Origin of the sequence: Mycobacterium sherrisii (assembly GCF_002102355.1) — a bacterium.
Lineage (GTDB): Bacteria > Actinomycetota > Actinomycetes > Mycobacteriales > Mycobacteriaceae > Mycobacterium > Mycobacterium sherrisii.
Window position 1 is genome coordinate 114,796 of record NZ_LQPT01000016.1, and the last position, 15,190, is coordinate 129,985.

A 15,190-nucleotide genomic window follows, 5' to 3' on the forward strand; every position below is an offset into this window, starting at 1 on the left:
TGACCACACAGATGGGTGGGGGGACTGTCATCGGGTAACTCCGAGTTCCTGCAGAGTGAGCCGCAAAGCCCGCACGGCATAGTGTAGTCGGGACTTCACAGTTCCCTCGGCTATCTCGAGGTCTGCAGCAATCTGTGCGGTGGTCCATCCGCGGTAGTAGGACCGCTCGATGACGGCCCGGTGTTCCGCGGACAATTGCGTCATCGCTTCGGCGATCAGCAACCGGTCCAGCGCCGCGTTGACCTCGTCGGGCGTCGCCTGTTCCGGGGCTCCCTCTTCGTCGAGGGAGCCGACCACGTTGCGATAGCGCGCACTGCGCCGGTCGTCGATGATCATGTTCCTGGCCACGGTAAACAACCAGGCACGCGCCGACCGTTCCGTGTCGCCGATGACCTCCGGGTGCTGCCATGCGCGCAGCAACGTTTCCTGGACCACGTCCTCGGCGTGGCTGCGGTCACCGGTCAACCGCAGCGCGTAGCGCCACAACACCGCGGCATGCTCGTCGTAGAGCGCCTTCATCAATGCGGCCTCGCCGGCACCCGACGCCGGGTGAGTATCAGCACCCCGTGCCACTCGACCACCTCCTGCCCATAGACACGAGTTGAGTAGCGGTTTAGTTCGAGGTCTATCGCAGCGTGAGGATGCGGGGCCCGTCCTCGGTGACCGCCACGGTGTGCTCCCAATGCGCCGCACGGGATCCGTCGGTGGTGGTGACCGTCCAGTCGTCGTCGAGAACGGTAGTTTTGCCGGTTCCCAGGGTCAGCATCGGCTCGATGGCCAGCACCGACCCGACGGCCAGCAACGGCCCACGGCCCGGCGAGCCTTCGTTGGGCAGGAAGGGGTCCATGTGCATCTGCCGGCCGATGCCGTGGCCGCCGTACCCTTCGACGATCCCGAAGCTGCGACCGTGCCGCGCGGCGGCCGCCCGGGTTCCCATTTCGATGGCGTGCGAGACATCCGTCAGCCGGTTACCAGGGATCATCGCCGCGATTCCGGCCTCGAGGGATTCCCTGGTCGCCGCGGACAACGCCGCATCGGCGGGGTCGAGGGCACCCACGCCGAAGGTGATGGCCGCGTCGCCGTGCCAGCCGTCCAGGATCGCGCCGCAGTCGATGGACACCAGGTCACCGGGGACGAGGATTTCGGCGGCGGACGGGATGCCGTGTACCACCCGGTCGTTGACGGACGCGCAGATCGATGCCGGATACCCGTGGTAGCCCAGAAACGACGGCGTGGCGCCCGCCTCCCTGATCACCGTCTCGGCGATGTGGTCCAGCCCCAGGGTGGAGCTGCCGGACACCGCGGCGGCCCGCACGGCCTGCAGCGCGGCGGCGACCACGGCGCCCGCCGCGGCCATCGCGTCGAGTTCGCCGGCGCTACGCTGCGGCACCACCTTGCGGCTCCGCAACCGCGCCAGCGGATTCATCGCTACTTGCCCAGCGCCCGCAGCGCGCGGGCGAATACCTCGTCCACCGCACCGACGGCGTCGACGGTCTTCAGCTGGTCGCGGTAGTACTCGAGCAGCGGCGCGGTCTCGTCACGGTAGATCTTCATCCGGTTGAGGATGACCTCGTCGGTGTCGTCGGCGCGGCCGCGGCCCTTGAGCCGGTGCAGCAACTCGTCTTCGGACACCCGGAACTCGAGCACCGCGTCGATGTCGGTGCCGCGGCGGCCCAGCATCTCGTGCAACGCTTTGGCCTGCTCGATCGAGCGCGGATACCCGTCCAGGATGAAGCCGTTGGCCACGTCCGGCTCGTTCAGCCGGTCGTCGACGAGTTGGTTGGTCAGCTCGGAGGGCACCAGGTCGCCGGCGTCGAGGTAGCGCTTGGCCTCCAGGCCCAGCTTGGTGCCCTGGCCGATGTTGCTACGGAAAAGGTCCCCGGTGGAGATCTGCGGGATCCCGAGCTTCTCGCTGAGCTTCTCCGACTGCGTGCCCTTGCCTGCCCCCGGCGGGCCCAGCAAAACGACTCTCACTTGAGGAACCCTTCGTAGTTGCGCTGCATGAGCTGACTCTCGATCTGTTTGACCGTATCCAACCCGACACCGATCATGATCAGGACTGCGGTGCCGCCGAAGGGCAGGTTTTGCACCGCCCCGGCGTTGCCGATCTGCAGGAACAGGTTCGGCAGTACCGCGATCGCCCCGAGGTAGATCGAGCCCGGGAGCGTGATCCTGCTCAGCACATAGCGCAGATAGTCGGCGGTGGGCTTGCCGGGCCGGATGCCCGGGATGAAGCCGCCGAACTTCTTCATCTCGTCGGCACGCTCGTCGGGGTTGAAGGTGATCGACACGTAGAAGTACGTGAAGAAGATGATCAGGCCGAAGTAAATGGCGATGTAGACCGGGTCGCTGGGGTCGGACAGGTAGGTTCCGACGAACTTGTCCCACCAGCTGTTGCCCACGCCGCCGCTGCCACTGCGGATCAGCTGGGTGATCAGGTGCGGAATGTAGATCAGTGACGAGGCGAAGATGACGGGGATGACGCCGGCCTGGTTGACCTTGAGCGGCAGATACGTCGAGGTGCCCCCGTACATGCGCCGGCCCACCATGCGCTTGGCGTACTGCACCGGGATCCGGCGCTGGCCCTGCTCGACGAACACCACGCCGACGATGATGATCAACGCGGCGGCGCAGACGGCGGCGAAGATCATGCCGCCGCGGCTGTCCAGGATGGTCTTGCCTTCCGCCGGGATGCGCGCGGCGATACCGACGAAGATCAGCAGGGACATGCCGTTGCCGATGCCGCGCTCGGTAATCAGCTCACCCATCCACATCACCAGCGCCGCCCCGCTGGTCATCACCAACACGATGACGACCAGGGTGAAGATGCTCTGATCGGCGATGATGTCCAGCGAGCAGCCCTGCAACAGGCCGCCGTTGGCCGCCAGCGCCACGATGCTGGTGGCCTGCAGGATGGCCAGCGCGATCGCCAGGTAGCGGGTGTACTGGGTCATCTTGGCCTGGCCGGATTGGCCTTCCTTGCGCAATTCCTCGAAGCGTGGAATGACCACGGTCAGCAACTGCACGATGATGCTGGCGGTGATGTAGGGCATGACGCCCACCGCGAACACCGTGAGCTTGAGCAGCGCGCCCCCGGAAAACAGATTGATCAGCGAATAGATCTGCCCGGCCTCACCGCCGCTGGCTTCCTTGATGCACTGCTGGACGTTGGGAAAGTTCACCCCGGGCGACGGGAGTGCGGCGCCCAAGCGATACAGCACGACGATGCCGAGCGTGAAAAGGATCTTCCGTCTCAAGTCGACTGTTCGCAGCGACGAGATGAAAGCCGAAAGCACTCTATCCTCCTGCGCGGCCGGGGGTCATCCTGCAGTACGCGCGCTCAACACCCGCAGGCCAGGACGTACGGCGTCACGCGTCAAATCGTGTACGAGACTAACAGCTGGTGGGACCAGATCCTTAAATGGGCGGCCTCGGGCAGTACCGAAAGGGTCGGAAAAAATTCAGAAAGCCGACAGCCACGAGGCGTAGAGTTTTGATCGCTCGTTGCATTTGCTAAGTATCAATGCTGGGCGCCCGAGAGTGCCGACGTGCGGTGGCCAGCGGAGTCGAAAGAGGTGCACCATGACACGGACTGATCAAGACAGCTGGGATTTGGCCTCCAGCGTCGGCGCGACGGCCACCATGGTCGCGGCGGCGCGCGCGGTGGCCAGCAACGACCCCAATCCGATCATCAACGACCCGTTCGCCGCCCCGCTGGTCCGCGCCGTCGGGCTCGACTTCTTCCGCCGCGTGGTAGACGGCGAGATCAACGCCGCCGACGCGCCCGAGGACGGCGACGGGGACCTCCAGCTCGAGACGGACTCGATCGCGGTGCGCACCCGCTTTTTCGACGACTTCTTCCTCAACGCCGCCCGCGACGGGATCCGCCAGGCGGTGATCCTGGCGGCCGGTCTCGACGCGCGCGCCTACCGGTTGTCCTGGCCGGACGGCAGCGTGGTGTACGAGGTCGACCAGCCCCAAGTCATCGAGTTCAAGACCGCCACGATGGCGAGCCTGGGTGCCGCGCCGGCCGCCGAGCGGCGCACCGTCAGCGTCGACCTACGGGACGACTGGCCCGCGGCGCTGCGCGGCAGCGGATTCGACGTGAGCCAACCGACGTCCTGGAGCGCCGAGGGCCTGCTCATGTACCTGCCGCCCGAGGCGCAGGACCGGCTGTTCGACAACATCACCGCACTGTCCGCCCCGGGCAGCAAGCTGGCCACCGAGTACCACCCCGACAACGACACGACGATGTCCGAACGGGCGCAGGAGTTCAACGAGCGCTGGGCGAAGCTGGGCTGCGACATCGATTTGTCCGGGTTGTTCTTCGACGGGGAGCGCAGCAACGTGGTGGAGTACCTCACCGAGCACGGCTGGCAGGTGAGCTCGCGGCCGCGGCGCGAGCTGTTCACCGATTACGGCCGCGAATTCTCCGACGACGAGACGCAGCTGCGCAACATCGTTTCCGTCACCGCGACGCTGCGCTAGGGACGTCGAATGACCACCGAGAGCAAGCGATTTGACGGCGACACTTGGGATTTGGCGTCCAGCGTGGGAGCCACGGCCACCGCGGTGGCCGCCCGCCGGGCCATGGCGTCCAGGGGCCCCAATCCGCTGATCGACGATCCGTTCGCCGAGCCGCTGGTCAACGCCGTCGGCGTGCAGGCGTTCATCCGCATGATGAACGGGGAGCTCGAAACGCCCGACGACGATCCCGCGTTCACCACGCAGCGGCTCAGCGAAGGCATGGCGGTGCGCACCCGATACTTCGACACCTTCTTCCTCGAGGCAGTCGAAGCCGGTCTGCGCCAAGCGGTCATTTTGGCGTCCGGGCTCGACACCCGTGCCTACCGCTTGCCGTGGCCGGACGGGACCGTACTCTATGAAATCGACCAGCCGCGCGTGATCGATTTCAAGACCCGGACGTTGGCCGATCTTGGCGCCGCGCCGGTGACGGATCGCCGGGCGGTGGCAGTAGACCTGCGCGATGACTGGCCAAGTGCCTTGCGCGCCAACGGGTTCGATTCGTCCCGACCGACGGCATGGATAGCCGAGGGACTGCTGGGCTATCTGCCGCCGGACGCCCAGGATCGGCTGTTCGACAACATCACCGCGCTGTCGTGTGCCGGCAGCCGGATCGGCACCGGCTACGTTCCGGATATTCGCGACCGGGTGCGCAAGCGCGGCCGTGAGCTCAGCGAGCGTTGGCGCCGCATGGGGCTGGACCTGAACTGGTCGGAACTCGTCTACGACGGCGAACGCAATGACGTGGTCGCTTACCTCAACGAGCGGGGCTGGGAAACCACGGTGCGCACCACGCCGGAGATGTACGCGCACAACGGTTTCGAGTTCCCTACCGACCCCTCCGCCGCGGTCTTCGGCGATATCAGATATGTGACGGCGACGCTAGGAAACCGAACATGACGCGCACCGAGCAAGACACCTGGGACCTGGCCTCGAGCGTGGGCGCGACCGCGACGTGGGTTGCCGCCGCCCGGGCTTTGGCCAGCAAGCAGACCGATGCACTGATCGACGATCCGTTCGCCGACCCACTGGTCCGCGCGGTAGGCAAGGATTTCTTCATCGGTGTGCTGGACGGCGAGATCACCGACGACAGTGGCGATATCGACCCGGAGGACGACCCGGAAGCGGAGTACAACCTGCGGCGGATGATCAACATGATGGCCGTGCGTACCCGCTATTTCGACGACTTCTTTCTCGACGCCGCCGCCGCGGGTGTGCGCCAGGCCGTCATTTTGGCCGCGGGCCTGGACTCGCGGGCCTACCGGTTGACCTGGCCCGCGGGCACCGTCGTGTACGAAGTCGATCAGCCCGCGGTCATCGAGTTCAAGACCATGACACTGGCGGACTTAGGCGCCGAGCCCATCGCGCAGCGCCGGACGGTCGCCGTCGACCTTCGAGATGACTGGGTAAATGCGTTGCACCGCAACGGTTTCGACGCGAACCAGCCCACCGCGTGGAGCGCCGAAGGACTACTGATGTATCTGCCGCCGGACGCCCAAGACCGACTGTTCGACGCGATCACCGCGACCAGTGCGCCCGGCAGCCGGCTGGCGACCGAATATCACCGCGACGGCGGCATGCCGTTGTTGGAACGGCGCGCGAAAGCGATGACCAACCGCTGGGGCCGCTTCGGGTTCGATGTCGACGTGTCGACCCTCGTCTACTACGGCGAGCGCACTCCGGCCGCGGACTACCTCAGCGCGCGGGGCTGGGCGACTTCCACCCGTACCCGCGCCGACATGTTCGCCGCGGCGGGCCTGTCCCTGTCTCCCGGGGAGAGCATCGAAGCGCTGCAGAACAGCATCGCCGTCACCGCCGTGCTGCAATAGCCGCTCGATCAGGCCGGTTTGGCCGCGGGCGCCCGGACCACCAGCGGCACCGCGGGAAAGCACCACGCCAGCTCCGAGCGGGACTTGCGCAGCGCCGCGGTGCCGTAGCCCTTCTTCCGGTGGTCGGGGTGAATCCAGATGCGGACGTCGACCTCGCCCCGGACCAGCTCACCGAACACCATTCCGACCTTCTCACCGGAATCGACGGCGACGAACCAGGCGGCTTCCTCGTCGTCGACGCGGCGCAGCGCCGCCCGGATCTCGTCGTCGAGATTGCCCGCGGGCCCGCCGGATCCGTCGCCGGCGAAGCCGATGTCCTGGGTGCGGACCGCAAACAGGTCGCGGTCCTCGGCGGCGGAGAACGGTCGCAGCTCGAGGTTGTCCCCCGAGCTCGCCGGCCGCTCGCCGAGGGTGAAACTCAGCTGCTTGTTCAGGTCTTCGAGTTCGGCGAGAATCTTTCGCCTCGAGTCGATGGTGAGCTGCTCGAAGGACATCCCCATCACCGCTTCGGCGGCGAGATGAGAGGTGTCCAGGAGTTTGACGATCCCGTCGACCGCGGCTTGTTTGGTCTCCGACTCCACCACCAGATCGGCGATTTCGTGCCTGCGTTCAAGCGCTTTCAACAACGCGTCGGCGATCTCTCGACGGGCGGCTTTGCGATCCTGGTCAGTCATTGCACCAGCCTAGAACGCCGGGGACGTTAGCGCGCCAGATCTCAGTCCGGCGGCCGGGACGGTCGCTCACCCAGTGCCAGGAAGCGCCGGTACCGGTCCTCGACCGGGCCCACCCAGGCGGGGTCGGGGTCGACGACACGGTCGGTGCACACCCAGCGGCCGGCGTCGATGATCGACGTCTCCAGGCCGGCCGCCATCCGGCCCAGAAAGGCCGCCCCCAGCGCCGCGCCCTCGGGCACCCCGGACACCGCCACCGGCCGGCCGGTGGCGTCGGCGATGGCCTGCATCCATGGCGCCAAGCGGGTGCCGCCGCCCGTGGCCACGATGCGTACGACCGGCGCTCCGCTGAGTTCGATGAGCTGGCGGACCACGAAGCCGGACGCCTCGTAGGCGGCCCTGCGCAGCGCGGCGCTGTCGTGGGTGAGGTCGATCGCGTCGAGTGCCCCCCGCCGGTGCGGGTCGTGGAACGGGGTGCGTTCCCCGCGGATATAGGGCGACCAGACCGGAACCCGACGCGGATCCACCGCGCCGGGCGGGCCCGGCGCGATGACGCGATCGACCCAGCCGAGGAACAGTCCCCCGGCGTTGCTGGCGCCGCCGATCAGGCTCTTGCCCGCCGTGGTGTGCGGAATGGTCCACAGCCCCGGCACCTGACGCGCCTCGGGGACGGTCACCCACACGATGAGCGTGGTACCGCACATGACCAGCACGTCGCCGTCTCGATCGGCGCCCGCCACCATCTGCTCGCACAGGGCGTCGACGGCGCCCAGTCCCAGCACCGCGCCGGTGCCGCGGACCTCCCCGGCCGCGGCCCCGATCGTCTCCACGCGAGGCAGCTGTGCGACCACGGCGCCGCGCTCGGCGCAGGCCGCCGGGTCCCAACCGGTCCCGTCGAACAGCGGGAAAGAGGTCGCCGCGGTGGCGAAGTCGAGCACCGCCTCGCCGGTCAGGGCATGGTTGGCCACCGCCGGCGCCGGCCAGTATCCGGCCGCACCGGGAACTTCGGCGGCCATCCAGCGCAGGAACTCGGCGGCCTCCCCCAACGCCGGGACCGGCTGATCCCCCGCCACCCGGCCGCGCTCGTCGCCGTAGAGCAGCCCGGGCGCCAGCGGGCGGCCCGCGGCATCGACGGCCGTCAGCGACGGCACCATGGCCGAGACCGCGACGGCGCGGACCTGCGGGCCGGGCACCAGGCGGCGGACCCGGTCCAGGGCCGCTAATGGCCCGCGCCGCCACGCTTCGTCGGCGTCGTGCTCGAGCCGGTCGGGCGTCGGCACCCGCACCCGGTGCGGGATGCGGGCCCGCGCCGCCACCCGGCCGTCGCCGTCGGCGGCAACCGCCTTGACCGCGGTGGTGCCGATGTCGATGCCGATCGTGACGCCAGTACGTGACACTGGCGTCACCGTACGCCAGCATTGGCATTCGTGACACCACCACGTGCCCTGGTGACGGCACCACTGCGCGGCCCGGGATTCGCCAAACTGCGGCAGCTGGCCGAGGTGGTCTATGACCCTTGGATAAGTGAGCGGGACCAGGGCCCGCTGCGGATTTACAGTCCCGAGCAGTTGGCTGAGCGAATCGACAGCGAGGGCGCCGACATCGTTGTGGTGGAGAGCGACTCGGTACGCGGCCCGGTGCTGCAACGGCGGTTGCGAGCGATCGCCGCCACCCGCGGCGACCCCACCAACGTCGACATCGCCGCGGCCACCGCGGCAGGCATCCCGGTGCTGAACACCCCGGCGCGCAACGCCGACGCGGTGGCCGAGCTGACGGTGGCCCTGCTCTTGGCCCTCACGCGTCAGCTGTTGACCGCCGACGCAGATGTTCGCAGCGGCAACATGTTTCGCGATGGCAGCATCCCGTACCAGAGGTTCCGCGGGTGGGAAATCGCCGGGCGCACGGCCGGATTGGTGGGCCTGGGCGCCGTCGGCCGGGCACTGCGGTGGCGGCTGACCGGGCTGGATCTGCGGGTCATCGCCCACGATCCGTACCACGACGAGGCCCACCACGACCTAGCCGAGCTGCTCGCCGAGGCCGACATCGTCTCGCTGCACGCGCCGGTCACCGAGGACACCGCGGGCATGATCGGCGCGGCGCAATTCGCGGCGATGCGGGACGGCGCGGTCTTCCTCAACACCGCACGCGCCCAGCTACACGACACCGACGCCCTCGTCGATGCGCTGCGCAGCGGCAAGGTTGCCGCGGCCGGGCTGGACCACTTTGCCGGCGAGTGGCTGCCCACCGATCACCCGCTAACCCGCATGCCCAACGTCGTGCTGACCCCGCACATCGGCGGGGCCACGTGGAACACTGAGGCCCGGCAGGCCCAGATGGTCGCCGACGATCTGGAAGCGTTGCTGGCCGGCAACGTGCCCGCCCATCTCGTCAACCCGGAGGTGCTCGGACCATGACGTCTGTGACATCCGTCGACAACGCAGCGGCCGCGGTGCTGGCGGCGGCCAAGGACATGCTGCGCCGGGGACTGGTCGAGGGAACCGCCGGCAACATTTCGGCGCGCCGCCCGGACGGCAACATCGTCATCACGCCGTCCTCGGTCGACTACCGCGACATGGTGCTCGAGGATCTGGTCGTCGTCGACCCCGACGGCGCGGTACAGCACGCCGCGCAGGTGCGGGCGCCGTCTTCGGAGATGAAGTTGCACCTGGCCTGTTATCAGGCATTCGCCGACATCGGCAGCGTCATTCACAGTCATCCGGTGTGGGCGACGATGTTCGCCGTCGCCCACCAGCCGATCCCGGCCTGCCTCGACGAATTCGCGGTGTATTGCGGCGGCGACGTCCGCTGCACCGACTACGCCGCGTCGGGCACCCCCGAGGTCGGCAGCAACGCGGTCAAGGCGCTGGAAGGCCGCGGCGCCGCCTTGATCGCCAATCACGGCCTGGTGGCGGTGGGGCCCCGCCCCGACAAGGTGCTGCATATCACCGCGCTTGTGGAGCGCACCGCTCAAATCGTTTGGGGTGCAAGGATTCTCGGAGGTCCGGTGCCGATTCCGGACGAGGTGAATCGCAACTTCGCCGGCGTCTACGGCTACCTGCGGGCCAATCCCCTATGAGCAAGGTCCAGCTGGGCCGCGCGACCGTGACACGCATCGTGGAGTTTCAGTTCCAGCTGGGCACACAGTCGTTCCGCAACACCCTGCCGACGGGCTGGCAAGAGCACGCCGACCTGTTGGTGCCCGACTTCTTCGACCCGGACACCGACACGTGGCGCATCGCGGTGCAAAGCTGGGTGATCGAGGTTGACGGGCTGACCGTGGTGGTGGACACCGGCGTCGGCAACGACCGCGAGCGCCCGCACCTGCCGGCCCTCGATCATTTGGCCACGGGATTCCTGGCGGCCTGGAAGTCGCCGGCATCGACCGCGGCGCGGTGGACGTCGTGATCAACACCCACGTGCATTCCGACCATGTCGGCTGGAACACGCTGTTGGACAACGGCGTTTGGGTACCGACGTTTCCCAACGCGCGATATCTGGCGCCCGCGGCCGACTACCGGTACTTCTCCCCGGACGGCCCGGCGGCGCGCCGATCGCCGCGCACGGAGGCCGAAGCCGCCCAGCAGCATGGTGATCGGCTGGTGTTCGCCGACAGCGTGGCGCCCGTCGAGGCGGCCGGTCAGCTTGTCCAATGGTCGGACAATTATCAGATCAGCCCGTCGTTGCGGCTGCGATCGGCTGCCGGGCACACGCCCGGCTCCTCGGTGCTGTGGCTGGATGCGGGCGCCCCCGCGGTGTTCGTCGGCGATCTCACCCACAGCCCGCTGCAGGTTCGCCGTCCCGCCGACCCGTGCGCCTTCGACGTGGATGCTCACGCGGCCGCGGCCACTCGGCGCCGGGTTTTCGCCGAGGCCGCCGCGGCCCACGCAGCCGTGATACCCGCGCACTACCCCGGCCGCGGCGGTGCCACGATCCGCGCGGTGGCCGACCGATTCGACGTGGACGAGTGGCTGGACATCGAGCGGCTGTAAGGGCCGCGGACGGTTAGCTGATGGGCCGCAACGCGCGATACAGCGATTGGAAACGCGCGAACTTTTCGTCGTAGTAGTCACGATGGCAGATCTGCGGCTCGAAGGTGCGGTCGAACTTCACGAACTGTCGCACCGCGTCGGTCATGCATCCCACCACCTCGGTCCCCACGCCGGCCAGCAGCGCCGCGCCGAGCACTGCGGCGTCCGGCACCGCGGTGCGCTTGAGGGCGAAGCCGAGCGCATCGGCGCGGATTTGACACCAGATGTCCGACCGGGACCCGCCACCGCTGATGTTCGCCTGCGCCAGAAGCAGATTCGACGACTGCTGCAGCGCCTGGAAAGCCCACCGTGCTGAGAAGGCGACCCCTTCCATCACGCTGCGTACCGTCTCGGCGCCGCCGACCTGAGAATCGAGCCCGGCGAACGCCCCGCGTGAGCCGGCGTCCCAGATCGGGGCCCGCTCGCCTTCCAGGTGCGGCAGGAACAGCGGGATGGATCGTCCCGGTTCGGTGTCGGCAGCCAGCGCGGACAATCGACCGGTCGAAACACCCAGCAAGCGCGAAACCCATTGCAAGCAAGCACCTCCCGACTGTGTCGGCGCGGCGTGCAAAACGATGTCGTCGTACCGGGGGAACACCACTACTCCCGGGGTGGGATGGACGGTGGCGGAGATGATGCCCAAGATCTCGCTGGTTCCGCTCTGATACATGGCATCAGCGTCGCGCAACACACCGGAGCCGAACATGCCTGCCCAGGCGTCCATGGCGCCGACTATTACGGGCGTTTTTGCGCAAGGCATCCCGTCACCCACGCGTCCCGCCACGTAATCGAAGTCACGAAGCCCGGGCAATAATTCGTGCGCTCGCGGCACCAGGTCGAGTAACTCTGGCACGTAGCCTTGCCCGCGAGCCAAACGAACCGCGGAAATCGCATCGGAGAACACCGACCCGGTCAGCCGCATCACGCAATAGTCTTTGGGCAGCAGGACATATCGCGTCCTTGCATAGACATCGGGATGCACCCGCGCCACGTAGGCCAACCGGGACAACGCGTGACTGGCGTCGATCGGCACCGGTGTGCCGAACCATGCTCGTTGCTGCTCGGCGTCGATGTGCGCGGCCAGCGTGGCGGCATCGGCCGCGCAGCGGGTGTCTTGCCACGTGATCGCGGGCAGCAGCGCCGCACCGTCCGCTCCGGTGAACACATGCGTGTTCACTTGCGAGGTGATGCCGATTCCGGCGAGTCCGGACAAATCATGCCCCGCGGCGAATGCCGTCAGCGCCGCCAGCACCCCATCCATCCAGTCGGCCGGATTCTGCTCGGCGTGACCCGCCGACGGTCGCGACATCGCCAGCGGCCGTGCGTAATCAGCCAGCGGCTTGCCATCGGTATCGATCAGGATCGCCTTGACGGCGCTGGTCCCGACATCGATGCCGATCAGGCAGCTGTGCACCACGGCTGCCAGTGTGCCAGAGCTGTGGCTAGCCGGAATCCCGACTCGGCCGGCCACCCCGCCACTTGCGCGGCGACACGCCATGCACGCGGGCGAACTGCCGACTGAAGTAGCCGGGATCGAATACCCCTACCCGCCGGGCGATTTCGGCGATCGGCAACTCGGTTTGCGAAAGTAGCGTACGTGCTTCGGTCATGCGGCGTTCGATGATCCATTCCTGCACGGTGCGTCCGGTGCGCCGACGTACCACCGTGGTGAGATGCCCCGGCGTCATGCCGACCTCGCCCGCCACGTCCCGCAGCGACAGGGGCGCGGCGTATCGTCGGTCGATAATGTCGAACACATCGGCCAACAGTGGTTCCCCACTGCGTCGCAGCTCGGCGACCACGTCCCGGGCCAGCCGGGCGAGCTCGATCAGCAACAGGGTCAGGTACGCCAGGACCGCCTGCCGATGCCCGTCGCGGCGGGCGGTGAGTTCGGTTTCGATCGACCGGATCACGTTGTCCCACATGGTCTGGCGATCCGCGGGCACCGCCAGGCGCAAGACCCCACCCGAATGGCCGTGCAGGAACGGGAAGAGCAGCGGGTGTGCGCGCCACGCCGGCCAGGGAGACCGGGCGTCCTCACCCAGCGCGGTCGGGTCGAAGAACACCGCGACGCCGTCCTGCAGGTTCACCAGCTGGCCGGGGTCCAGCACCTCACCGGGAGTCGCCACGTACACCAGCCCCGCCGCCGGGGCATACCACAGCGCCGGAAAGTCGTGGATGTGGCGGCCGTGCCCGACGATGTCGCCGGTATGACGCTGCACCGAGACCGGCGCGGTGGCCGGATCGGTCCGGTACCGGTAGACGGGCACGCCGCCGCGGTGCCCGACCAGCCGAGGTACGAGCGTCATGGCACCAAAGATAGTCCTACTATTGACGACGATCACCCAATTAAACGGGCTTGCACCGGTTCATCATGGTTGACATGACGAAACATCCTCCACATGACTACTTGCCGGCCACCGGTCACGATGCGTTTCTGCCCGCCTATGATCTGATCGCCCGACTGATGGGCCTCCACAGCGTCTACCGCCGCCTGGTCGCCCAGGCGGAAATCACAGACGGCCAACGGGTTTTGGAAATCGGCTGTGGCACAGGGAATGTATCGATCACGGCCAAGCGATCCCATCCAGCGGCAGAGGTGGTCGGCTGCGACCCGGATCCGCGAATGGTGGCGGTCGCGCGGCGAAAGGCAGCCCGCATCCCAGGCATCCGTTTCGAGCACGGTTACGCCGAACGGCTTCCGTACTCCGACGGGGAATTCGACCGGGTGCTGTCGTCGATGATGCTGCATCACGTCAGTGACGACGCGAAGGCCGCCGCCGCGGCGGAGATATTTCGGGTGCTGCGTCCGGGTGGCCGGCTGCAGCTGGTCGACATCGCCGGCGAGAGGAATAGCGGCGGGGTGCTGGCGCGGCTCATCCGGCACAACCACCACGTGGCCGGCAATCTCGGTGACGCCGTCCCCAGGCTGCTGCGGTCGGCGGGTTTCGACTGCACCCAACTGGCCACCACCCGGCAGCGGATCGTCGGCCAACTCGCCTACTATCAGGCCACCCGGCCCGTTTAGTGCGCCATTCGTCGAAGTTGCCCCGGATCGCGGGAAGCGTACAGTGGTGGAAGCTTGTTATACCGACTAAGTATTAGCGAAGTTAACCTAAGTACATCCTGCAGGGGGCACCGATGACTTCCACCAGCTCCACCAGATACGACGGCGACACCTGGGATTTGGCGTCCAGCGTCGGGGTGACCGCCACCATGGTGGCCGCGGCGCGCGCGATCGCGACCCGGGCCGAGCGGCCCCTGATCAACGACCCGTACGCGGAACCGTTGGTCAGGGCCGTCGGCGTCGACCTACTCTCCCGGCTGGCCAGCGGCGAACTGGACCCGGCCGAACTGAACGACGTGCACGACGGATCCGCCGGATCGGCCGGTGCGATGTCCCGCATGGCCGACAACATGGCGGTGCGCACCAAGTTCTTCGACGAGTTCTTCATCGAAGCGACCACGGCCGGCATCCGGCAGGTCGTGATCCTGGCATCCGGCCTGGATTCCCGCGCCTACCGGCTGGCCTGGCCCGCCGGCACGGTCGTCTACGAAGTCGACCAGCCGCAGGTCATCGAATTCAAGACCCGGGCCCTGAGCGATCTGGGCGCCGAGCCCACCGCCGATCGTCGGGTGGTAGCCATCGACCTGCGCGACGACTGGCCCACCGCATTGCGTATGGCGGGCTTCGACCCGTCCCAGCCCGCGGCGTGGAGCGCCGAGGGCCTGCTCGGCTACCTGCCGCCGGAGGCTCAAGACCGGCTGTTGGACACCATCACCGCGCTGAGCGCGCCGGGCAGCCGGGTGGCCACCGAAAGCGCACCCAATCCCGAGCCCGGCGAAGAGGACAAGCTTCGGGAGCGGATGCAGAGCATCGCCGAGCGCTGGCGCGCCCACGGCTTCGATCTCGACATGGCGGGCCTGGTTTACCTCGGCGACCGCAACGAGGTGGTTCCCTACCTCACCGAGCGGGGATGGTCGCTGCACAGCAGCAGCATCCAGGAGTTGTTTGCGGAGAACGGGTTTGCGCCGCTCGAGGATGACGACATGCGCATGGGCGAGATGCTCTACACCAGCGGCACCCTGGAGAGGAAGGCCAAGTGAGCAGCCAGACCGGCCGCCGCGACGGCGACAG

Annotated in this window: 15 protein-coding genes and 1 pseudogene; 8 read left to right on the plus strand and 8 right to left on the minus strand. The window is 67.7% G+C overall.

The window, feature by feature from the left end; genetic code table 11:
* Window positions 1-27: 27 nt before the first annotated feature.
* Genes AWC25_RS01310 through secY form a run of 4 tightly spaced genes read right to left on the minus strand, consistent with a single transcriptional unit; the run spans window position 28 to window position 3,296 of the window.
* Window positions 28-573: a sigma-70 family RNA polymerase sigma factor gene (locus tag AWC25_RS01310; RefSeq protein ID WP_084229169.1), complete on the minus strand. Its 546-nt coding sequence runs from the start codon at window positions 571-573 to the stop codon at window positions 28-30.
* A 52-nt stretch (window positions 574-625) separates the two neighbouring features.
* The gene (gene map, locus AWC25_RS01315) at window positions 626-1,426 is read right to left on the minus strand and encodes a type I methionyl aminopeptidase (RefSeq protein ID WP_069399163.1); all 801 of its coding nucleotides are present in this window, start codon (window positions 1,424-1,426) and stop codon (window positions 626-628) included.
* Between the two features lie 2 nt (window positions 1,427-1,428).
* Complete coding sequence (locus tag AWC25_RS01320) at window positions 1,429-1,974, minus strand: adenylate kinase (RefSeq protein WP_069399164.1); 546 nt, start codon at window positions 1,972-1,974, stop codon at window positions 1,429-1,431.
* On the minus strand, window positions 1,971-3,296 hold the full coding sequence (gene secY, locus AWC25_RS01325; protein WP_044509859.1) for a preprotein translocase subunit SecY: 1,326 nt from the start codon (window positions 3,294-3,296) through the stop codon (window positions 1,971-1,973). Before secY ends, AWC25_RS01320 begins: the two co-directional genes overlap by 4 nt.
* A gap of 286 nt (window positions 3,297-3,582) precedes the next feature.
* On the opposite strand from secY, the gene AWC25_RS01330 reads away from it, so the two are divergent.
* Genes AWC25_RS01330 through AWC25_RS01340 form a run of 3 tightly spaced genes read left to right on the plus strand, consistent with a single transcriptional unit; the run spans window position 3,583 to window position 6,353 of the window.
* A complete protein-coding gene (locus AWC25_RS01330) occupies window positions 3,583-4,488 on the plus strand; it encodes a class I SAM-dependent methyltransferase (RefSeq protein WP_069399165.1) in 906 nt (301 codons plus the stop codon).
* Between the two features lie 9 nt (window positions 4,489-4,497).
* The gene (locus AWC25_RS01335; RefSeq protein WP_085166238.1) at window positions 4,498-5,424 is read left to right on the plus strand and encodes a class I SAM-dependent methyltransferase; all 927 of its coding nucleotides are present in this window, start codon (window positions 4,498-4,500) and stop codon (window positions 5,422-5,424) included.
* Window positions 5,421-6,353: a class I SAM-dependent methyltransferase gene (locus tag AWC25_RS01340; protein WP_069399166.1), complete on the plus strand. Its 933-nt coding sequence runs from the start codon at window positions 5,421-5,423 to the stop codon at window positions 6,351-6,353. The genes AWC25_RS01335 and AWC25_RS01340 overlap by 4 nt, the downstream gene beginning before the upstream one ends.
* 8 nt (window positions 6,354-6,361) lie before the next feature.
* Here AWC25_RS01340 and AWC25_RS01345 read toward each other — a convergent pair whose 3' ends face one another.
* Both AWC25_RS01345 and AWC25_RS01350 read right to left on the minus strand, forming a co-directional pair.
* Window positions 6,362-7,027, minus strand: a complete 666-nt coding sequence (locus AWC25_RS01345; RefSeq protein WP_069399167.1) for a GNAT family N-acetyltransferase — start codon at window positions 7,025-7,027, stop codon at window positions 6,362-6,364.
* A gap of 41 nt (window positions 7,028-7,068) precedes the next feature.
* The gene (locus AWC25_RS01350; RefSeq protein WP_069399168.1) at window positions 7,069-8,421 is read right to left on the minus strand and encodes a xylulokinase; all 1,353 of its coding nucleotides are present in this window, start codon (window positions 8,419-8,421) and stop codon (window positions 7,069-7,071) included.
* Between the two features lie 30 nt (window positions 8,422-8,451).
* Here AWC25_RS01350 and AWC25_RS01355 point away from each other — a divergent pair, with 30 nt between their 5' ends.
* The 3 genes and pseudogenes from AWC25_RS01355 (at window position 8,452) to AWC25_RS01365 (ending at window position 11,013) form a co-directional block, all read left to right on the plus strand.
* On the plus strand, window positions 8,452-9,438 hold the full coding sequence (locus AWC25_RS01355; protein WP_085166239.1) for an NAD(P)-dependent oxidoreductase: 987 nt from the start codon (window positions 8,452-8,454) through the stop codon (window positions 9,436-9,438).
* Complete coding sequence (locus AWC25_RS01360; protein WP_085166240.1) at window positions 9,435-10,100, plus strand: L-fuculose-phosphate aldolase; 666 nt, start codon at window positions 9,435-9,437, stop codon at window positions 10,098-10,100. The genes AWC25_RS01355 and AWC25_RS01360 overlap by 4 nt, the downstream gene beginning before the upstream one ends.
* Window positions 10,097-11,013 (plus strand): annotated as a pseudogene (locus AWC25_RS01365) (MBL fold metallo-hydrolase). Before AWC25_RS01360 ends, AWC25_RS01365 begins: the two are co-directional and overlap by 4 nt.
* A 13-nt stretch (window positions 11,014-11,026) precedes the next feature.
* Here AWC25_RS01365 and AWC25_RS01370 read toward each other — a convergent pair.
* Both AWC25_RS01370 and AWC25_RS01375 read right to left on the minus strand, forming a co-directional pair.
* Window positions 11,027-12,469 carry a xylulokinase gene (locus tag AWC25_RS01370; protein WP_198166595.1) on the minus strand — a complete coding sequence of 481 codons (1,443 nt, stop codon included), beginning with the start codon at window positions 12,467-12,469 and terminating at the stop codon, window positions 11,027-11,029.
* Window positions 12,470-12,494: 25 nt separating this feature from the next.
* Entirely contained in the window at window positions 12,495-13,361 is an 867-nt protein-coding gene (locus tag AWC25_RS01375; RefSeq protein WP_069399172.1) for a helix-turn-helix transcriptional regulator, read from the minus strand.
* 74 nt (window positions 13,362-13,435) lie between these two features.
* Between AWC25_RS01375 and AWC25_RS01380 the strand changes: the two genes are divergently transcribed.
* Together AWC25_RS01380 and AWC25_RS01385 are read left to right on the plus strand one after the other, a co-directional pair.
* Window positions 13,436-14,080: a class I SAM-dependent methyltransferase gene (locus tag AWC25_RS01380; protein ID WP_084229175.1), complete on the plus strand. Its 645-nt coding sequence runs from the start codon at window positions 13,436-13,438 to the stop codon at window positions 14,078-14,080.
* A gap of 113 nt (window positions 14,081-14,193) precedes the next feature.
* Window positions 14,194-15,159, plus strand: coding sequence for a class I SAM-dependent methyltransferase (locus AWC25_RS01385; protein WP_069399173.1), 966 nt, complete (start codon window positions 14,194-14,196; stop codon window positions 15,157-15,159).
* Window positions 15,160-15,190: the final 31 nt, after the last annotated feature.